This is a genomic window from Microbacterium sp. XT11 (assembly GCF_001513675.1).
Classification (GTDB): Bacteria; Actinomycetota; Actinomycetes; order Actinomycetales; family Microbacteriaceae; genus Microbacterium.
The window spans coordinates 3,275,475-3,293,894 of the sequence record NZ_CP013859.1 but is presented as its reverse complement, the minus strand read 5'-3'; the positions used below and the strand labels follow the sequence as shown (position 1 = coordinate 3,293,894).

Annotated in this window: 19 protein-coding genes; 11 read left to right on the top strand and 8 right to left on the bottom strand. The window is 69.9% G+C overall.

Annotated features, from left to right (window positions below; genetic code table 11):
* The first annotated feature begins 51 nt into the window (after nt 1-51).
* On the top strand, nt 52-1,530 hold the full coding sequence (locus tag AB663_RS15830; protein WP_067201405.1) for an ABC transporter permease: 1,479 nt from the start codon (nt 52-54) through the stop codon (nt 1,528-1,530).
* 43 nt (nt 1,531-1,573) lie between these two features.
* Complete coding sequence (locus AB663_RS15825) at nt 1,574-2,299, top strand: ABC transporter ATP-binding protein (protein WP_198147888.1); 726 nt, start codon at nt 1,574-1,576, stop codon at nt 2,297-2,299.
* Nucleotides 2,300-2,351: 52 nt separating this feature from the next.
* On the opposite strand, the gene gndA is transcribed toward AB663_RS15825, so the two are convergent.
* On the bottom strand, nt 2,352-3,806 hold the full coding sequence (gndA, locus tag AB663_RS15820; RefSeq protein WP_157541163.1) for an NADP-dependent phosphogluconate dehydrogenase: 1,455 nt from the start codon (nt 3,804-3,806) through the stop codon (nt 2,352-2,354).
* A 57-nt stretch (nt 3,807-3,863) separates the two neighbouring features.
* A complete protein-coding gene (locus AB663_RS15815; RefSeq protein WP_067201399.1) occupies nt 3,864-4,754 on the bottom strand; it encodes an NAD(P)-dependent oxidoreductase in 891 nt (296 codons plus the stop codon).
* Nucleotides 4,755-4,856: 102 nt separating this feature from the next.
* Here AB663_RS15815 and AB663_RS15810 point away from each other — a divergent pair, with 102 nt between their 5' ends.
* From AB663_RS15810 to AB663_RS15780, 7 genes are all read left to right on the top strand, one after another.
* Nucleotides 4,857-5,915: a D-2-hydroxyacid dehydrogenase gene (locus AB663_RS15810; RefSeq protein WP_067201396.1), complete on the top strand. Its 1,059-nt coding sequence runs from the start codon at nt 4,857-4,859 to the stop codon at nt 5,913-5,915.
* An 18-nt stretch (nt 5,916-5,933) separates the two neighbouring features.
* Nucleotides 5,934-6,722 carry an IclR family transcriptional regulator gene (locus AB663_RS15805; protein ID WP_067201393.1) on the top strand — a complete coding sequence of 263 codons (789 nt, stop codon included), beginning with the start codon at nt 5,934-5,936 and terminating at the stop codon, nt 6,720-6,722.
* Between the two features lie 142 nt (nt 6,723-6,864).
* Nucleotides 6,865-8,283, top strand: coding sequence for an MFS transporter (locus tag AB663_RS15800; protein ID WP_067201389.1), 1,419 nt, complete (start codon nt 6,865-6,867; stop codon nt 8,281-8,283).
* Nucleotides 8,280-9,065, top strand: coding sequence for an SDR family oxidoreductase (locus AB663_RS15795; RefSeq protein WP_083511284.1), 786 nt, complete (start codon nt 8,280-8,282; stop codon nt 9,063-9,065). The genes AB663_RS15800 and AB663_RS15795 overlap by 4 nt, the downstream gene beginning before the upstream one ends.
* Nucleotides 9,065-9,784, top strand: coding sequence for a fumarylacetoacetate hydrolase family protein (locus AB663_RS15790; RefSeq protein ID WP_067201386.1), 720 nt, complete (start codon nt 9,065-9,067; stop codon nt 9,782-9,784). The genes AB663_RS15795 and AB663_RS15790 overlap by 1 nt, the downstream gene beginning before the upstream one ends.
* Nucleotides 9,785-9,829: 45 nt before the next feature.
* Nucleotides 9,830-10,867, top strand: coding sequence for an alcohol dehydrogenase catalytic domain-containing protein (locus tag AB663_RS15785; RefSeq protein ID WP_067201384.1), 1,038 nt, complete (start codon nt 9,830-9,832; stop codon nt 10,865-10,867).
* Entirely contained in the window at nt 10,864-11,349 is a 486-nt protein-coding gene (locus AB663_RS15780; protein ID WP_067201381.1) for a gluconokinase, read from the top strand. Before AB663_RS15785 ends, AB663_RS15780 begins: the two co-directional genes overlap by 4 nt.
* Before the next feature lie 51 nt (nt 11,350-11,400).
* On the opposite strand, the gene AB663_RS17665 is transcribed toward AB663_RS15780, so the two are convergent.
* Entirely contained in the window at nt 11,401-11,526 is a 126-nt protein-coding gene (locus tag AB663_RS17665; protein ID WP_257720789.1) for a hypothetical protein, read from the bottom strand.
* A gap of 222 nt (nt 11,527-11,748) precedes the next feature.
* Here AB663_RS17665 and AB663_RS15775 point away from each other — a divergent pair, with 222 nt between their 5' ends.
* Nucleotides 11,749-12,351: a 50S ribosomal protein L25/general stress protein Ctc gene (locus AB663_RS15775; RefSeq protein ID WP_067201378.1), complete on the top strand. Its 603-nt coding sequence runs from the start codon at nt 11,749-11,751 to the stop codon at nt 12,349-12,351.
* A gap of 94 nt (nt 12,352-12,445) precedes the next feature.
* Nucleotides 12,446-13,027, top strand: coding sequence for an aminoacyl-tRNA hydrolase (gene pth, locus AB663_RS15770; protein ID WP_067201375.1), 582 nt, complete (start codon nt 12,446-12,448; stop codon nt 13,025-13,027).
* A gap of 80 nt (nt 13,028-13,107) precedes the next feature.
* On the opposite strand, the gene AB663_RS15765 is transcribed toward pth, so the two are convergent.
* From AB663_RS15765 to sdhA, 5 genes are all read right to left on the bottom strand, one after another.
* Nucleotides 13,108-13,737 (bottom strand): hypothetical protein, encoded by a 630-nt coding sequence (locus tag AB663_RS15765; protein ID WP_083511283.1) that lies wholly within the window; start codon nt 13,735-13,737, stop codon nt 13,108-13,110.
* A gap of 22 nt (nt 13,738-13,759) precedes the next feature.
* Nucleotides 13,760-14,764: a tryptophan--tRNA ligase gene (trpS, locus tag AB663_RS15760; RefSeq protein ID WP_083511282.1), complete on the bottom strand. Its 1,005-nt coding sequence runs from the start codon at nt 14,762-14,764 to the stop codon at nt 13,760-13,762.
* Nucleotides 14,765-14,879: 115 nt separating this feature from the next.
* The gene (locus AB663_RS15755; protein WP_067201371.1) at nt 14,880-15,719 is read right to left on the bottom strand and encodes an exodeoxyribonuclease III; all 840 of its coding nucleotides are present in this window, start codon (nt 15,717-15,719) and stop codon (nt 14,880-14,882) included.
* 105 nt (nt 15,720-15,824) lie between these two features.
* Nucleotides 15,825-16,595, bottom strand: a complete 771-nt coding sequence (locus AB663_RS15750) for a succinate dehydrogenase iron-sulfur subunit (RefSeq protein WP_067201368.1) — start codon at nt 16,593-16,595, stop codon at nt 15,825-15,827.
* A 2-nt stretch (nt 16,596-16,597) separates the two neighbouring features.
* Nucleotides 16,598-18,403, bottom strand: coding sequence for a succinate dehydrogenase flavoprotein subunit (gene sdhA / locus AB663_RS15745; RefSeq protein WP_067201364.1), 1,806 nt, complete (start codon nt 18,401-18,403; stop codon nt 16,598-16,600).
* Between the last annotated feature and the right edge of the window lie 17 nt (nt 18,404-18,420).

Below are 18,420 nucleotides of genomic sequence, written 5' to 3'. Positions count from 1 at the left end.
CGGCTCCCTAGCGTCTGTCGTGCCCGCGACGACCGCGGCGTAAGGAGAGAGATGTACGGAAGATATCTGCGGCGCGAACTCGCGGGCCGCAAGAAGCAGACCGCGATCGTCGCGACCGGGCTGGCGGTCGCGATCGCACTCGTGATCATCGTCAACGCGCTCGCCGCCGGTGTGCGGGATGCGCAGGCGCAGGCCCTCGAGTCGGTGTACGGAGTCGGCACCGACCTCACCGTCACCGGCGCTGCCGCGGAGCCGGGGGAGGGCGGTGCGCAGCGGTTCGATTTCGACAACGACGACGCGACAACGGACGGCGACACCACGACGCTCAGCCGGTCCATGCTCCGGACCGACTTCATGCGCGGAACGCTCGCCGCCGACACCGTCGACACCGTCGCCGACACGACCGGGGTCGCCGCGGCATCCGGGGCTCTCAGCCTCACGAACTCGACCTTCTCCGGTGAGCTCCCGCGTGGGGGATTCGCGCAGCAGCAGGACGTGCAGTCCGACGGGCCGGGCGAGGGGCAGCAGCCACCGCAGGGCGGAGCAGACGGCGCCGGTGGCGGCTCGTTCGACGTCGACTCGTTCAGCGTGCTCGGCATCGACCCCGCCTCGACCTCGGTCGGCCCGCTCGCCTCCACCGAGATCTCCGACGGGCGCGCCTTCGACGCCGATGACGCGGGAGAGCTCGTGGCCCTCGTCGACGCGACCTACGCCTCCACGGAGGGGATCGGCGTCGGCGACGCGATCGACGTCGCAGGATCGAGCGTCGAGGTCGTAGGCATCCTCGCCTCCACGGCGGACTCGGCGGACACGGCGGCGAACGTGTACCTGCCGCTGGAGACCGCGCAGACGCTGGCAGGGGTGGGAGATGTGATCTCGACGGTGTACGTGCAGGCGGAGTCGGCCGCGTCGATCGACGCCGTGCAGGCGGCGATCGAGGACGCTCTGCCCGATGCGACCGTGGCCTCGCAGTCGGAGCTGGCGTCGACGGTGTCGGGGTCTCTGGCCAGCGCGACGTCGCTCATCACGAATCTCGGCACGTGGCTGTCTGTGGTCGTGCTGGCCGTGGCGCTGCTGCTCTCGGTGCTGTTGACGATGTCCGGCGTCTCCCGGCGCACCAGGGAGTTCGGCACGCTCAAGGCCATCGGCTGGTCGAACGCGCGGGTCGTGCGCCAGGTGGCCGGCGAGTCGATGGTGCAGGGGCTCATCGGCGGCGCGGCGGGCCTCGTGCTCGGAATCGGCGGCATCGTGGCGATCACCCTCATCCGGCCGACGATCGCGGCCTCCGCCGCGGGCGGTGCGCAGGGCGGTCCCGCAGGCATGGCAGGCGGCCCGACCGGTGGCGGCCGCGGCGGAGCGATGTTCCAGGCCGCCGAGGCGGCCGACATCGTCCTGAGCGCACCGCTCACGCCCTGGGTCCTGATCGCCGCGGTGGGAGTGGCCGTTCTCGGCGGGCTCGTCGCCGCGGCCTTCGGCGGATGGCGCGCCGCCAGGCTCAGCCCCGCCGAGGCGCTGCGCTCGGTGGCATGACCGGTACGACGGCACAGAACATGATCACGAGGAGGAGAACGACATGACGATCGCAGACGTTGCAACCGAGAGCGAGAACCCCGAGGTCCGGGGGCCGCTGTACACCCTGGACGCCGTGACACGGACCTATGCGCAGAAGGGTCGCGTGGTGAAGGCCCTGACCGGAGTGGACCTGCGGATCCTTCCGGGGGAGTTCGTCACGATCCAGGGACCGACCGGAGGCGGGAAGTCCACGCTGCTGCAGCTGCTCGGCGCGCTGGACACACCGACGTCGGGCTCGCTGAGGCTCGACGGCGTCGAGCTCGCGTCGGCGTCCTCGCGCGAGCTGGGGAGGTTGCGGGCGGACGAGATCGGGTTCGTCTTTCAGGGGTTCAACCTCGTCCCGACCCTCACCGCGGCCGAGAACGTGGACATGGCGCTCGAGCCGCTCCGTCTCGGGAAGTCTGAGCGTGCAGCGAGGGTGGCCGAGGCGCTCGCGCACGTCGGACTCGCCGATCGGAGCGGTCATCTCCCTGCGGAACTCTCCGGAGGCCAGCAGCAGAGAGCGGCGATCGCGCGTGCGATCGTGAAGAGGCCGCGGGTTCTGCTCGCCGACGAGCCGACGGGGAACCTCGACGAGAGCATGCGCGACGAGATCCTCGATCTGCTGCAGGCGCTGTGCGCCGAGGGCATCACGATGATCGTCGTGACGCACGACTCGGCGGTCGCACGTCGTGCGACGCGACGGCTCCGCCTGGCAGGCGGCGTCGTGCAGGACGTCACCCGGTAGCGGAGGGAGCGCGGGGCGGCGGCCCCGCGCTCCCGTCCGACTCGCCGGTGTCTCAGTGGGTGTCTTCGGCCTCGATCTCGGTGCGGTCGCCCGACCACAGGGTGTGGAAGGTGCCGTCCTTGTCGATGCGCTTGTAGGTGTGCGCGCCGAAGAAGTCCCTCTGGCCCTGGACGAGCGCGGCGGGGAGGCGGTCGGCGCGGATGCCGTCGTAGTACGACAGCGACGACGAGAACGCCGGCGCGGGGATGCCGGCCTGCGCGGCTGCGACCACCACACGGCGCCACGATGCCTGGGCGCGCGTGATGGCCTCGGCGAAGTACGGCGCCGTCATCAGGACCGGCAGCTCGGGCTCGGCGGCGTAGGCGTCGGCGATGCGGTTGAGGAACTGCGCGCGGATGATGCACCCGCCGCGCCAGATCTTCGAGATCGCGCCGAGGTCGATGTTCCAGCCGTACTCGGCGGCGCCGGCGCGGATCTCGTCGAAGCCCTGCGAGTACGCCACGATCTTCGAGGCGTACAGGGCGAGGCGCACGTCTTCGATGAAGGCGTCGACCTCGTCGGCCGCCACGGTGAAGTCGCCGTCGGGGCCCGGGAGCGCGGCCGCCACCGCACGCTGCTCCGGGTGGGAGGAGAGCGAGCGCGCGAAGGTCGCCTCCGCGATTCCCGAGACGGGGACGCCCAGCGACAGAGCCGTCTGCACGGTCCAGGCACCCGTGCCCTTGGCGCCGGCCTGATCGAGGATCACATCGACGAGCGGCTTGCCGGTCTCGGCATCGACCTGGCGGAGCACCTCCGCGGTGATCTCGATGAGGTAGCTCTCGAGCTCGCCCTTGTTCCACTCGGCGAAGATCTCGGCGATCTCCGCGGGCGACTTGCCGGTGCCGCGGCGGATGAGGTCGTAGGCCTCGGCGATGAGCTGCATGTCGGCGTACTCGATGCCGTTGTGCACCATCTTCACGAAGTGGCCCGCGCCGTCGTGGCCGACGTGCGTGACGCAGGGCTCGCCCTCGGCGACGGCCGCGATGGACTTCAGGATCGGCCCGAGGGTCACCCACGACTCGTCGGAGCCGCCCGGCATGATCGACGGACCGGTGAGTGCGCCCTCCTCGCCGCCGGAGATGCCGGCGCCGACGAAGTTCACTCCGGTCTCGCGGACCTTCTTCTCCCGGCGGATCGTGTCGGGGAAGTAGGCGTTGCCGCCGTCCACGATGATGTCGCCCGGCTCGAACACCTCGAGGAGCGAATCGATGACGGCATCCGTTCCGGCGCCGGCCTTGACCATGATGATCGCGGTGCGCGGCTTCTGCAGCGAGTCGGCGAACTCCTGGTACGTCTTCGCCGGGATGAAGCCGGCCTCCGGGTGCTCGTCGAGGAGGGTCTGCGTCTTCTCGTAGCTGCGGTTGAAGATCGCCACCGTGTTGCCCTCGCGACTCGCGAGGTTGCGGGCGAGGTTCGAACCCATGACGGCGAGTCCGACGACTCCGATGTTCGCTGATGCTCCGGGCACAGAAGGCTCCTCGGTCGTGAAGTAGGGGATGGTCTCAGGGTATCGCGGCGGATGCCGTCACGACGCGCGTGTGTCGCGGGATGCGATGAAGCGGCGCGTTACGGAGATATCGCGGTCGCCCAGACCGCTCGCGACGATCTCGTCGAAGGCGCCGCGCAGCGCGGGTAGCAGGGCGGGGGAGGTGCCGGTGGCGGCGGCGATGTCCGACGCGAACCGCAGGTCCTTCACCATGTACTGCGCCATGCCGGAGGGCGAGTCGTCGCCCGTGACCAGCTTGTCCTTGCGGCTCTCCAGCAGTCGCGAGCCGGCGTAGCCTCCGCCGAGCAGGGTCCACAGGGCGTCGAGGTCGAGGCCGGAGCGCTCGGCGAGCACGGTCGCCTCGCCGAGGGCGAGGATCGTGGCGGAGACGACGAGCTGGTTGCACGCCTTCGCGACCTCGCCCGCCCCGAGCGGGCCGAGCAGCACGGGCGTGCCGCACGGCGAGAGCACGTCTGCGGCGATCGCCGCGTCGGCCTCGGCGCCGCCGAGCATGATCGAGAGCGACCCGGCGGCGGCTCCGTCGACTCCGCCGGAGACCGGACAGTCGACCACGCGCACGCGGCCGTCCGTGCGTGCGGCGAGACGGTCAGCGAGCTCGCGGACCGCGGGAGCCGAGGAGGTGGAGCCGATGAGCAGGAGCAGGTCGCCGGCGTCCGCGAGCAGTCCGTCCTCACCGTCGAGGAGCGCTTCGAGCTCGGGGAGATCGGGCAGCATCGACAATACGACGTCGGCCCGCGCACCGAGCTCGCGCGCGCTCGCGGCGACGGTGGCGCCCGCGGAGGCGAGCTCGGGCTGCGGCCGCCGGGAGTGCACGACGAGTTCGCCGCGTGCGGCGAGCAGGCGCTCTGCCATCGGACGGCCCATGGCGCCGAGGCCGACGATCCCGACGGTGAGGGTGGCGGAGGTCATGGCGCCACCGTACCAACAATTCAGCAGGATGGATAGTGTTCAGTTGGTTGTATCTGCGCTAGACTCGCCGGAACGAGAGTACTCCCGAGGAGGCAACACGCCATGGCCGACACCCAGGATCGTCTCCGCGCCGTCGCGGCCGTGCCGCTGGCCGAGGACCTCTGCAGACTGATCGAAGAGCTCGAGCCGCGCGTCGAGATGGTGCGCGACCACTCGCTGATGCGACCCATGCGCGGGCCGGCCGACTGGTCGGGCGACCCCGACCACGTGCGGACTCCGGAGCAGCAGGCCGCGTTCGACGCGATGGTCGATTCGGCCGACGCGCTGTTCGGGATCCCCGACGTCGACCCGGCGGCGCTCGCGCGCACCGTCGCGGCGAACCCGCGTCTGCGGTGGGTGATGACGACGGCCGCGGGCGGGGGCAGTCAGGTCAAGGCGGCGGGGCTGGATCGCGCCGACCTCGACCGGATCGTGTTCACGACGAGCGCCGGAGTGCACGGTGGCCCGCTGGCCGAGTTCGCGGTGTTCGGCATTCTGGCAGGGGCCAAGGGGCTGCCGCGGCTTCTCGACGACCAGCGCGCGCGCACCTGGCCAGAGCGCTGGGAGATGCGGCAGATCGACGAGATGACGGTGCTGGTGGTGGGGCTCGGCGGCATCGGCGCCGAGTGCGCTCGCCGCTTCCACGCGCTCGGTGCACGTGTGTGGGGGACGACGCGCTCCGGTGAGCCCGTCGAGGGCGTCGATCGCCTGGTTCCGCTCGACGAGCTCGTCGACGCCGTGCGCGAGGTGGACGCGGTCGTGGTGACCCTCCCCGGCACCGACCAGACCCACCACCTCGTCGGCGCGGAGGTGTTCGACGCGATCAAGCCCGGTGCGGTGCTGGCGAGCGTCGGACGCGGCACCGTGATCGATGAGAGCGCCTTGCTGGCGGCTCTCGACGACGGCCGGGTCTCGTTCGCGGCCCTCGATGTCTTCGAGGTCGAACCGCTCCCGCAGGACTCGGCGCTGTGGACGCATCCGCGCGTGCTGGTGAGCCCGCACACCGCCGCGCTCAGCTCGAAGGAGGAGGAGCGCATCGCCCGCCGGTTCGCCGAGAACGCGGCGCGCCTGCTCGATGGGCTGCCTCTGCGCTCCGTGGTCGATACGGTCGAGTTCTACTGATCAGCCGCGGAGGAGCGCATGGACGACGACAGCAGGGACGGGCGCGATCCCGCTCCGGCCGTGACCCGCAGCATCCGTCTGCTCGGCCTGCTCGCCGACGCAGGAGGACCGCGAACCCTGACGGAGCTCGCCGGCGGTCTCGGACTGGCGAAGTCGTCGACCGCGAACCTCTGCCTCGCACTCGAGGCGGGAGGGATGATCGAGCGCACGGCCCAGGGATATCGCCTCGGCCTGCGCACCGCGGAGCTCGGGGGTGCGTTCGCCGCGCAGTTCAATCAGATCCGCGAGTTCTACAGCGTCTGCGAGGCGTCGCCGGTGCTGAGCTCCGAGCTGGTGCAGGTCGCCATGCTCGACGGCGCGGATGCGCTCTACCTCGCCCGGCACGAGGGGTCGCGGACTCTGCGCCTCGGTACGCCGCTCGGGTCGCGCCTTCCGGCGGCGCTCTCTGCGACGGGTCGCGCGCTCCTGGCTGCGATGACCGACGACGAGGTGGTCGCCCTGCTGGGGGAGGATGCCGTCTTCCCGGCGCTGACCGAGCGCAGCACGACGACCCTTGCCGGACTCCTGGAATCCCTCGCCGCTGCCCGCAAGCGGGGGTGGGCCCTCGATGCCGAGGAGTCGTTCCGCGGGGTCGTCGGCGTCGCCGTCGCTCTTCCCGGATGGGCGCCGTCTGATCCGCCGCTCGCCCTCGGTGTCGCCATCCGCGCTGCCGAAGCCGAGTATGAGCGCATCGAGCGCGTGGGGGAGGCGCTGCGCGACGCGGCGACGGCGCTCACCAACCCCTTCAGCGCCGCGGCCCGGCGCTGACGCGGGACGCCGCCCGCGTTCGATGACCGTCGGCGACCGAGGTCAGTGATGTCGCGCGCGTGCCTTCTGTTCAAAGGGTTGAACCCAATCCAATCGGCTGGTAAAGTCGTGCGCACGCCGCTGGCGAAGCCGATCGAAGGAGATGGCAGTGACCGACACCCGTACGACACCCCGCGCAGCATCCGATGACCCGGAATACGCTGCGAACCTGCGCCGCGCCACGCTCGCGTCGAGCCTCGGCAGCGCACTCGAGTACTTCGACTTCGCCCTGTACGGCCTGTCGACCGCTCTGATCTTCAACGTCCTCTTCTTCCCGCAGGGAGACCCGGGCATGGCGACGGTCCTCGCGTTCGCCACGTTCGGGGTCGGCTTCCTCGCGCGACCGTTCGGCGGACTGTTCTTCGGCGTGCTCGGTGACAAGCTCGGCCGCAAGTGGGTCCTCGTCGTCACCATCCTCCTGATGGGCGGAGCCTCCACGGCGATCGGCCTCCTGCCGACCTACGAGATCATCGGAATCTGGGCGCCGATCATCCTCGTCCTGCTGAGGCTGCTGCAGGGCTTCGGCGCCGGGGCCGAACAGGCCGGCGCGACCGTGCTGATGGCGGAGTACGCCCCCATCAAGCGCCGCGGCTTCTTCGCCGCACTGCCGTTCATCGGCATCCAGGCGGGCACGCTGCTTGCCGCCCTCGTGTTCAGCGGCATCGCGCTGCTGCCGAGCGACCAGCTGCTGTCGTGGGGATGGCGGGTGCCGTTCCTCGCGTCGTTCGTGCTCATCATGCTCGCGCTGTTCATCCGCATGCGCCTGCGCGAGACGCCGACCTTCATCGAGCTCGAGAAGCACGAGCAGATCGCCGACCGGCCCATCCGCGACATCTTCACGCACGGACTCCCCGGCGTGATCGTCGGCGTCGGGCTGCGCATGGCGGAGAACGGCGGCTCGTACATGTTCCAGACGCTCAGCCTCGCCTTCTTCGTCTCCGTGCTCGGCGACGCCGCCGACAAGAGCCTCCTCACGTGGGGTGTCACGATCGGCTCGCTGATCGGCGTGTTCTCGGTTCCGTTCGCCGGTCACCTGTCCGACCGCTTCGGCCGACGCACGGTCTACCGGGCCGGTTCGGTCTTCATGCTGGTCTACACCTTCCCCGCGTGGTGGATGCTGTCGCTGGGCAACCACGTGCTCGCCGTCGCGGTCATCGCGGTCGGCATCGGCGTCGCGGTGAACACGATGCTCGGCCCGCAGTGCGCGATGCTGCCCGAGCTCTTCGGCAACCGTCACCGCTATCTGGGCGTCGCGATGGCCCGTGAGATCTCGGCCGTGCTGGCCGGAGGACTCGCCGGCGTCCTCGGCGCCTACCTGATCGCCGTGAGCGGCGGCAACTGGATCCTGCTGGCCACGTACATGGCGACGCTCGCCCTCATCACGACGGCGTGCACGTTCCTCGCACCGGAGACGCTCCGACGCGACCTCACCCGCATCGACGACGCCATCAAGGTCTCGCGCACCGAGGGCGGCGACGACGTGTTCGCCACCACCGTGTCGATCAAGGCCGTGGCGCCGTGACGGCTCTGCCCGCGGGCCTTGCGGCCTTCGATCTCTCCGGACGGGCGGCCCTCGTCACGGGGTCGAGTCAGGGCATCGGCCGCGCTCTCGCCGAGGGGTTGGCCGGCGCAGGAGCCAGCGTCGTCGTGCACGGTCGCGATGCGGCCAAGGCCCGTGCGGCAGCCGCCGAGATCGCGCACGCCACCGGCGCCGAGACTCGGAGCGTGGTGTTCGACGTGTCGGACTCCGCATCGGTCGACGCCGGCATGGGCGAGGTCGAACGACTCGTGGGCACCCCCGACATCCTCGTCAACAACGCGGGAGTGCAGCGCCGCGCGCCGATCGCCGAGTTCTCGGATGACGACTGGGACGCGCTCGTGCAGACGAACCTCGCGAGCGTGTTCCACCTGTCGCGGCGTGTGGCGGCAGGAATGATCGCGCGCGGCAGCGGCAAGATCATCCAGATCGGCAGTGTGCAGTCACAGCTCGCCCGTCCGTCGATCGCGGCCTACGCGGCCACCAAAGGCGCCGTGGTCATGTTCACGAAGGGGCTGTGCGCGGACTTGGCCCCGCACGGCATCCAGGCGAACGCCATCGCCCCCGGCTACTTCGCGACCGACCTCACCCGGGCGCTCGTCGACGACGAGGATTTCTCCCGGTGGGTGCGCGAGCGCACTCCGGCCGGACGCTGGGGAGACACGCGCGACCTCGTCGGAGCGGCCGTCTTCCTGGCGAGCTCCGCGAGCGACTTCGTCAACGGGCAGACCCTGTTCGTCGACGGCGGCATGACGGCGGTCGTCTGATGCTGCTGGGGCGCGTCGCGACGACGGGCGGAACGCGATGGGTGCGTCGCGACGGCGACGCGATGATCGTCACGGCCGACCCCTTCAGCGGGCTGGCGCCCGAAGACGAAGGAGCCGTCGTCGCCGGCGACCTCATGGCGCCCGTGGCGCCGCTCGTGGTGGTGGGGATCGCGCAGAACGGGCCGGAGCATCCGTCGCCCGTGCAGGCGTGGCTGAAGAACCCCCGCACCGTCGTGGCAGGAGGGAAGCCCGTGGCACTGCGCCGCGATGCGGGCGCAGCGGTCGCCGAGGGCGAGATCTGCGTCGTGATCGGACGGGCGACCGACGGCCTCACTGCCGCGAAGGCACATGAGTATGTTCTCGGGATCACCGCCGTGAACGACCTGTCGAGTCCTGAACGCAACGCCCACGACCCGCGCAACTTCGAGTCCAAGGCGGGCCGGGGCTACACACCCCTCGCGCCCTGGATCGACACATCGGCCGGTATCGACGACGTGGAGCTCGAGGTCGATGTCGACGGCCGGGCCGTGTCCCGCACGAGCAGCCGCGAGCTGCCCGTCTCGATCAGGGAGTGCCTGGAGTATGCGAGTCGGTGGATGCCGCTCGGGCCGGGCGACATCGTCATGACCGGGGCGCCGTACTCGCAGGCGCCCGTACACCCCGGCCAGGTGGTCACGGTGCGGGTGGCGGGCACCGAGCTCGTCACGCCGCTGCTCTGACAGAAGTGCCGATCCGCGGAAGATCCTGGGAAAGAAGCAGACAGCATGGAGAACCTCGCCGTCGTGGCGCACGCCGCCGACGATCTGCGCATCGAAGACATCGGCGCGCCGAACCCCGCCTCCGACGAGGTCGTCGTCGACATCGCCTTCGGCGGGATCTGCGGCTCCGACCTCCACTATTGGCGACATGGTGCGGCGGGGGCGTCCGTGCTGCGTGAGCCCATGGTGCTGGGGCATGAGGTCTCGGGGATCGTGAGCGTCGCCGCAGCAGACGGAACGGGGCCGGCGGTCGGGACCCCGGTCGCCGTGCATCCGCTCACCCCGCGAGGAGACGGCGTCACGCCGTGGCCGAGGGAGCGCCCGCAGCTCGCTCCCGCATCGACCTACCTGGGCTCGGCCATGCACCTGCCGCACACGCAGGGTGCGTTCGCCCAGCGGGTCGTACTCCCTGCCCGCATGGTGCACGCGCTGCCGTCGGGACTCGACCTGCGCACCGCAGCCCTCGCCGAGCCTGGCGCGGTCGCCTGGCACGCGATCGAGCGCGCCGGCAAGATACGAGGGCGATCCGTCGCGGTCATCGGCGCAGGGCCCATCGGCCAGCTCGTCGCCTCCGTCGCCGTGCGGGGCGGCGCGTCTGCCGTCACGGTGACGGATCTCGAGCGAGCACCGCGCGAGATCGCCCAGGCGCGCGGCATCGCCGGCCTCGACGCCCGCGACGGCGAGGCCATCGCGGCGCTCCACGCCGACGTCGTCGTCGAGTCGAGCGGTACCGTGCCCGGGTTCGCCGCAGCGGTCTCGGCGGCGACGCGCGGCGGCACGGTCGTGATGCTCGGGCTCCAGCGCGCCGGCGACGTCCCCGCTCCGCTCGCCACGGCGATCTCGCGCGAGCTGTCGCTGGTGGGATCGTTCCGCTTCGGGGCCGAGTTCGGCGAGGTCATCACCGCACTCGCAGACGGATCGCTCGACGTCAGCGGTATCATCAGCCACGTGCGGCCCGCGGCGGACGCCATCGACGCGTTCGCGCTGGCCGCCGATCCCGCGAGCTCCTGCAAGGTGCTCCTCGACTTCCGCCGGGAGGAATGAACGTGCGCATCGTCGTGATGGGTCCGAGCGGCTCGGGCAAGTCGACGGTCGGTCGGGCTCTCGCCGAGCGCATCGGTGCGCGATTCGTCGACGGCGACGACCTGCATCCGGCGGCGAACGTCGCCAAGATGGCTGCAGGCATCCCTCTCCAGGACGACGACCGGATGCCGTGGCTGCGGCAGGTGGGGGCCACGCTGCGCGAACGCGACGATATCGTCATCGCGTGTTCGGCGCTCAAGAGGGCCTACCGCGACGTCATCCGGAGCGAGGCGCCCGATGCGTTCTTCGCCGAGCTCGCCGTGCCCAAGACGGAGCTGGAGGAGCGGATGCGCGCCCGCACGGATCATTTCATGCCGGCGTCGCTGCTGGAGTCCCAGCTGCAGACCCTCGAGCCTCTCGCGGACGACGAGCACGGGGTCAGGGTGGGGGAGTCGGCGGGGGTCGAGGGCACCGTGTCGGCCATCGTCAACGCTGCGCGGTAGGCGCGAGCGAATCCTCGGGCCGCGGCCGCCCGAGGTGACGACGGAGGGGGTTCAGTCCTTGCGGTAGCCCGAGCGGCCGAGCGAGAACAGCGCGCCGAACGTGCAGACCGCCGCGCACACCGTCATCGCGCCGATCAGCCATGCGAGTGCGTGAGAGAGGAAGGCGCCGTCGAGCATGGGTTTCTCCGTGATCTGGGTGGAAGGACCGGTGTCTTCAGCCTATCGGGTCATCGGGTACCATGAAGAGGTACCTCGGCGAGGGACGCTTGCGCATGCGCGGACGTCCGTGATCGACGCGGCGATGCACCCACGGTGGGCTGTGTCCTCGTGTCGACGCCCGAGTCCGCAATTCCCAGACCACCGCGCGGCTGCTCGCTGCGTGCCCCGAAGGAGAACCTCATGTCTGAAGACACCAAGGTCCAGGCCGAGCTGCGCACCAGCTTCGGCAAGGGCTTCGCCCGTCGTCTGCGCGCCGCAGGCAAGATCCCCGCGGTCCTCTACGGCCACGGCACCGACCCCGTGCACGTCGCGCTTCCCGGCCACCAGGTCTCGCTGATCGTCCGCCGCGCCAACGCACTGCTCGAGCTCGACATCGAGGGCACGCAGCAGCTCGCCCTGGTGAAGGACGTGCAGAAGGACCCGGTGCACCAGATCATCGAGCACATCGACCTGCTCGTCGTCAAGAAGGGCGAGAAGGTCGCCATCGACGTTCCCGTCGTCGTGACCGGCGAGTCGGCCCCGGGCACCATCGTGAACCTCGACTCCGCCACGATCTCGATCGAGGCCGAGGCGACGCATATCCCCGAGCACATCGAGGTGTCTGTCGAGGGTCTCGAGGAGGGCGCGCACATCACCGCCGCCGACGTCGTGCTGCCTCAGGGCTCCACGCTCGTCACCGACCCCGAGGTGCTCGTCGTGGCCGTCTCGGCCGAGACCGCCGTCGTCGAGGAGGAGGAGTCCTCCGAGAACGAGGCCGCTGCCGACGAGGCCGCCGCGGAGTAATCCCGATCTCATCGCAGAGGGGGCGCGAGCTGTTCGCGCCCCCTCTGTCGTATCCTGACCGAGGTCCGGCGATGTCGGATGAAAGGACGATGGCATGGCATCCACGTGGCTCGTGGTCGGGCTCGGCAATCCGGGGCCCCGGTACGAGGCGACCCGGCACAACGTCGGACAGATGGTCGTCGACGAGCTCGCGGCGCGTCGCGGCGAGAGCTTCCGTGAGCACAAGGCCGGTGCGCGCGTGGTCGAGACGTGGCTGCGCCCCGGTGCCGACAAGCTGGTGCTCGCAAAGCCCAACACCTTCATGAATGTCTCCGGCACACCGGTCGCTGCGCTCGCGCGGTTCTACTCGGTGCCGGCCGAGCGAGTCGTCGTCGTGCACGACGAACTCGACATCCCCTTCGACACGGTGAAGCTCAAGATCGGCGGAGGACACGGCGGGCACAACGGCGTGCGCGACGTGGCGAGGGCGATCACGACGCCCGAGTTTCCACGTGTGCGCGTGGGGATCGGGCGCCCTCCCGGTCGGCAGGACCCGGCCGATTGGGTGCTCGCACCGTTCGGCAAGGACGAGCGCACGACCCTGCCGATCCTCGTGTCGGATGCGGCGGATGCCGTGGAGCTGCTCGTGTCGGACGGGTTGCTGGCCGCCCAGCAGAAGCATCACGCCCCGAGGTGAATCGTGCACGGGGGCGGTGCAGGGCGCGCAGCCTGAGAGGTCGGCCTAAAAGGTCGGCGGGGTGCGCACAGCGCCACTGATCAGCGCGCGAATCCCATGGCGGTGCCCAGGGGCACCGCGAAGAGCAGCACGACGCCGTAGAGCAGCGGTCCGAGCACGGCGAGCACGAGACCCGTGATCCCCAGGCCACGGCTCCGCCTGGCCCGGATCGAGAGGATGCCGAGCACGATCGCCGCGATGCCGAGCACCGTGGCGATCCAGAAGGTGATCTCCGCCCACAGCACCTGATCGCGGGCGGGGGAGAGCACCTCCAGCAGACGGTCGGTGTTCCCCGCGTCGATGCCGGCGGGGATGCGGGTGCCGATCTCGACGCCGAGGAAGCCGATCACGATAGGTGCGACGATGCCGGCGATGAGGCCGAAGACGAAGGCGAGCACGCCGAACATGCCGGAGCCGGTGGGCTTCCCTGGCTCCGGCACCGCATAACCGCCGGACGGAGCGGGGTAGCCGCCGACAGGGACCTGATACGCGCCGGGAGGCGGAGTCTGCACCGTGGGCGCGTACGCCGGCTGAACCGAGGGCGACGGAGTCGTGCCCGGCGCCTGGGCGTAGCCGGGGTACTGCGGAGCCGGGGGCTGTGCTGCCGGGGGCTGCGGGGCAGGAGGCACGGGAGGGAGGGCGCCGGATGGGGGCAGCTGCGGATCGGTCACGCCCCCATCCTAGGCGGTGCGCTCAGGCTCGACGTAGCAGACCGACGCGGTCATAGACGTCGCCGAGGGTCGCATCGGCGACGGCATCCGCGCGTTCCGCGTTCGCGGCGAGGATGCGGTCGAGCTCTGCCGGATCGTCGAGCAGCTCCAGCGCGCGAGCGCGCACGGGCTCGAACTCGGCGACCACGACCTCGGCCAGGCCCTTCTTGAAGTCGCCGTAGCCGCGCCCCGCGTACTCGTCCTCGATGGCGGGGATCTGCCGACCGGTGAGGGCGGCATAGATCGTGAGCAGGTTCGACACACCCGGCTTGTTCTCGCGGTCGAAGCGGACCGAGCCTTCGTTGTCGGTGACGGCGCGCATGATCTTCTTCGCGGACTTCGCCGGGTCGTCGAGCATCCAGATCACACCCGCGTCGCTCTCCGCCGACTTCGACATCTTCGACGTCGGGTTCTGCAAGTCGTAGATGCGCGCCGTGTCCTTCTGGATAACCGGGCGCGGGACCGTGAAGGTCTCGCCGAAGCGCGAGTTGAAGCGCTCGGCCAGGTCGCGCGTGAGTTCGACGTGCTGCTTCTGATCGTCGCCGACGGGCACGACGTCGGTCTGGTAGAGCAGGATGTCGGCAGCCATGAGCACCGGGTAGGTGAAGAGACCGACGCTCGTGGCGTCAGCGCCGTAGCGGGCCGACTTGTCCTTGAACTGCGTCATGCGGCCGGCCTCGCCGAAGCCCGTGATGGTCGAGAGGATCCAGGCGAGCTCGGCGTGGGCGCGCACGTGCGACTGCACGTACAGCGTCGACTGCGACGGTTCGATCCCGGCGGCGATGTACTGCGCTGCCGTGCGGCGGGTCTTCTCGCGCAGGACCGCAGGGTCCTGGGCCACAGTGAGGGCGTGGAGGTCGACGACCGAGAAGAACGCGTCGTACGACGTCTGCAGCTCGCGCCACTGCAGGAGGGCCCCGATGTAGTTGCCGATCTGGAGCGAATCGGCGGAGGGCTGCATTCCTGAGTAGAGGCGAGGCTTGTTCATCCGTCAATCCTATGCGCCCGAGCGACCGGGTCAGGGCCGCGGAGACCAGGGCCGCGGAGAGCAGGGCCGTGGCGGCCAGGGCCGTGGCGGCCAGGGCCCTGCAGGCGCTTCTGGGTCAGTAGCTGTAGTCCACGACCACCGGAGCGTGATCGCTCCAGCGCTGGTCGTAGGTCGCCGCGCGGGCCACGTGGTAGGAGATCACGCGCTCAGCCAGGGCCGGCGTCGCCAAGTGGTAATCGATGCGCCATCCGGAATCGTTGTCGAACGCCTGGCCGCGCATGGACCACCAGGTGTACGGTCCGTCCACGTCGCCGTGGAATCTCCGCCCCACGTCGACCCAGCCCAGTCCCGTGCCCACGGTTCCGTCGACGCATCGCACCTCCGCACCGGCCTCGCCGAGGAAACGGTCGAAGTACGCCCGCTCTCGCGGCAGGAAGCCGGCCTTCTTACGGTTGCCGCGCCAGTTCTTGATGTCGAGCTCGCGGTGGCCGACGTTGAGGTCTCCGGTGACGAGGGCGAGCGCTCCCTCCTGGCCGAGTTCACTGAGGCGACGGCCGAAGGCGTCGAGGTAGCGCCACTTCTCGTCCTGCTTGGGGGTGTCGGCCTCGCCGGTGTGCACGTACGCGCTGACGACCGTGAGCGGCTGGTCGCCGAGCAGGAAGTCGGCCTCGATCCAGCGGCCCTTCGAGTCGAAATCCGCATCGCCGAACTCGGTGCGTGATGCCAGCGCCGCCGTGCGGCTCGCGATCGCCACGCCGGCGCGTCCCTTGGCGGTGCCCTCGTCATGGACGAAGGTCCAGCCGGGGAGCGCAGCTTCGAGGTGCTCGTCCTGGCCGCGGACCTCCTGGAGCGTGAGGATGTCGATGTCGGCGCTGTCGAGCCAGGTGCCCATCCCGTTTCGGGCGGCCGCCCTGATCCCATTGACATTGACCGTGGCGATACGCAGATGTGGCATGGTTCCAGCCTAGGTGGGGGTCGGACATCGGGGCGACCCTGACGGGTCGCCGTCATGACGAAGGGCGGTCTCCGCAGAGACCGCCCTTCGCCATGGTTCGTGCCGTCAGGGGCGACCGCGCAGCACGGCCTGCTTCACCTCGGCGATCGCCTTGGTGACCTCGATGCCTCGGGGGCAGGCCTCGGAGCAGTTGAAGGTCGTGCGGCACCGCCACACGCCCTCCTTGTCGTTGAGGATGTCGAGACGCACGGCGGCGTTGTCGTCGCGCGAGTCGAAGATGAACCGGTGGGCGTTCACGATCGCCGCCGGGCCGAAGTACTGCCCGTCCGTCCAGAACACCGGGCACGACGAGGTGCACGCCGCGCACAGGATGCACTTGGTGGTGTCGTCGAAGATCGCACGGTCGGCGATCGACTGCACGCGCTCCTTGCCCTTCTCCGGCACGGAGTTGGCGACGAGGAACGGCTGCACTTCGCGGTACGACGCGAAGAACGGCTCCATGTCGACGACGAGGTCCTTCTCGAGGGGGAGGCCCTTGATCGCCTCGACATAGATCGGCTTCGAGATGTCGAGGTCCTTGATCAGCGTCTTGCAGGCGAGGCGGTTGCGGCCGTTGATCCGCATGGCGTCGGACCCGCAGATGCCATGCGCGCACGACCGGCGGAAGGTGAGCGATCCGTCGACCTCCCACTTGATCTTGTGCAGTGCGTCGAGCACGCGGTCGGTGGAGTACAGCTCGACGTCGTAGTCGACCCAGTGCGGCTCGGAGTCGACCTCCGGGTCGAACCGGCGGATGTTGAACGTGACGATGAAGGACTGCACACCGCTGTCGTTTGCGGCGGAGTCGGCGGTTGGCGCCTCTGCGACGGTCGACATGATCAGTACTTCCTCTCCATCGGCTGGTAGTTCGTCACGACGACGGGCTTCCAGTCGAGCTTGATGTGGTCGCTCGGCGTCGACGAGTGCGGGTCGCCCGTCAGGTACGCCATGGTGTGCTTCATGTAGTTCTCGTCGTCGCGCTTCGGGAAGTCGTCGCGCATGTGTCCGCCGCGGCTCTCTTCGCGGTTCTGCGCGGCATAGACGACGACCTCGGCGATGTCGAGCAGGAAGCCCAGCTCCACGGCCTCGAGCAAGTCGGTGTTGAAGCGGTGGCCCTTGTCGTCGACGTGCACGTTCTTGTAGCGTTCGCGCAGCTCGGCGATCACGCCGAGCACGTGCTCGAGGGACTCATGCGTGCGGAACACCTGCGCACCCCTGTCCATCTCCTCCTGCAGCGTCTTGCGCAGCACGGCGACGCGCTCGGTGCCCTGGTTGTTCCGCAGGCCCTCGAGCATGTCGGACACGAACGCGGCCGGGTTCTCCGGGAGCGGGACGAAGTCGGCGGTCTTGACGTACTCGACCGCGTTGCGGCCGGCGCGCTTCCCGAACACGTTGATGTCGAGCAGCGAGTTCGTGCCGAGGCGGTTGGCGCCGTGCACCGAGACGCACGCGCACTCACCGGCGGCGTAGAGACCGGGCACGACGGTGGTGTTGTCGGCGAGGACCTCGGCGTTGTTGTTGGTCGGGATGCCGCCCATGGCGTAGTGCGCCGTCGGCATGACGGGCACGGGCTCGACCACGGGGTCGACGCCGAGGTACGTGCGGGCGAACTCGGTGATGTCCGGGAGCTTGGTCTCGAGGACCTCGGCACCCAGGTGGGTGCAGTCGAGCAGCACATAGTCCTTGTGCGGCCCGGCCCCGCGTCCCTCTGCCACTTCCTGCACCATGCACCGCGCGACGATGTCACGCGGCGCGAGGTCTTTGATGGTCGGGGCGTAGCGCTCCATGAACCGCTCGCCCGACGCGTTGCGGAGGATCGCGCCCTCGCCTCGAGCACCCTCGGTGAGGAGGATGCCGAGGCCGGCGAGGCCCGTCGGGTGGAACTGGAAGAACTCGAGGTCCTCGAGGGGGAGGCCCTTGCGCCAGACGATCCCCACGCCGTCTCCCGTGAGGGTGTGCGCGTTGGACGTGGTCTTGAAGATCTTGCCGAAGCCGCCCGTCGCGAAGATGACGGCCTTGGAGTGGAAGACGTGCAGCTCACCGGTGGCGAGGTCGTAGGCGACGACGCCGGCGACCTGCGTTCGTCCATCGGCATCCTTCACCGTGATGAGGTCGAGCACGTAGAACTCGTTGAAGAAGTTGATGCCGAGCTTCACGCAGTTCTGGAACAGCGTCTGCAGGATCATGTGGCCGGTGCGGTCGGCGGCGTAGCACGCGCGGCGCACCGGGCTCTTGCCGTGCTCCGCGGTGTGGCCGCCGAAGCGGCGCTGATCGATCTTTCCCTCGGGCGTGCGGTTGAAGGGGAGACCCATGTTCTCCAGGTCGATGACCGCGTCGATGGCCTCCTTGGCGAGGATCTCGGCGGCGTCCTGGTCGACGAGGTAGTCGCCACCCTTGACCGTGTCGAAGGTGTGCCACTCCCAGCTGTCCTCCTCGACGTTGGCGAGCGCCGCGGCCATGCCGCCCTGCGCCGCCCCCGTGTGGGAGCGCGTCGGGTAGAGCTTCGAGATGACCGCGGTCTTCGCGCCGGGGCCTGCTTCGATGGCCGCGCGCATGCCGGCGCCTCCGGCGCCCACGATCACGATGTCGAACTGGTGGTAGTGCACCCCGTCGCGGACGACGGAATCCTGGGCCTGAGTAGTCACTTGTCGTTTGCCTTCTC

Bases quoted from the DNA above. Each gene is read 5' to 3' on its own strand.
- AB663_RS15830 (WP_067201405.1), top strand. From the start codon at position 52: ATGTACGGAAGATATCTGCGGCGCGAACTCGCGGGCCGCAAGAAGCAG.
- AB663_RS15825 (WP_198147888.1), top strand. From the start codon at position 1,574: ATGACGATCGCAGACGTTGCAACCGAGAGCGAGAACCCCGAGGTCCGG.
- AB663_RS15815 (WP_067201399.1), bottom strand. From the start codon at position 4,754: ATGACCTCCGCCACCCTCACCGTCGGGATCGTCGGCCTCGGCGCCATG.
- AB663_RS15810 (WP_067201396.1), top strand. From the start codon at position 4,857: ATGGCCGACACCCAGGATCGTCTCCGCGCCGTCGCGGCCGTGCCGCTG.
- AB663_RS15805 (WP_067201393.1), top strand. From the start codon at position 5,934: ATGGACGACGACAGCAGGGACGGGCGCGATCCCGCTCCGGCCGTGACC.
- AB663_RS15800 (WP_067201389.1), top strand. From the start codon at position 6,865: ATGGCAGTGACCGACACCCGTACGACACCCCGCGCAGCATCCGATGAC.
- AB663_RS15790 (WP_067201386.1), top strand. From the start codon at position 9,065: ATGCTGCTGGGGCGCGTCGCGACGACGGGCGGAACGCGATGGGTGCGT.
- AB663_RS15785 (WP_067201384.1), top strand. From the start codon at position 9,830: ATGGAGAACCTCGCCGTCGTGGCGCACGCCGCCGACGATCTGCGCATC.
- AB663_RS15780 (WP_067201381.1), top strand. From the start codon at position 10,864: ATGAACGTGCGCATCGTCGTGATGGGTCCGAGCGGCTCGGGCAAGTCG.
- AB663_RS17665 (WP_257720789.1), bottom strand. From the start codon at position 11,526: ATGCTCGACGGCGCCTTCCTCTCTCACGCACTCGCATGGCTGATCGGC.
- AB663_RS15775 (WP_067201378.1), top strand. From the start codon at position 11,749: ATGTCTGAAGACACCAAGGTCCAGGCCGAGCTGCGCACCAGCTTCGGC.
- pth (WP_067201375.1), top strand. From the start codon at position 12,446: ATGGCATCCACGTGGCTCGTGGTCGGGCTCGGCAATCCGGGGCCCCGG.
- trpS (WP_083511282.1), bottom strand. From the start codon at position 14,764: ATGAACAAGCCTCGCCTCTACTCAGGAATGCAGCCCTCCGCCGATTCG.
- AB663_RS15755 (WP_067201371.1), bottom strand. From the start codon at position 15,719: ATGCCACATCTGCGTATCGCCACGGTCAATGTCAATGGGATCAGGGCG.
- AB663_RS15750 (WP_067201368.1), bottom strand. From the start codon at position 16,595: ATGTCGACCGTCGCAGAGGCGCCAACCGCCGACTCCGCCGCAAACGAC.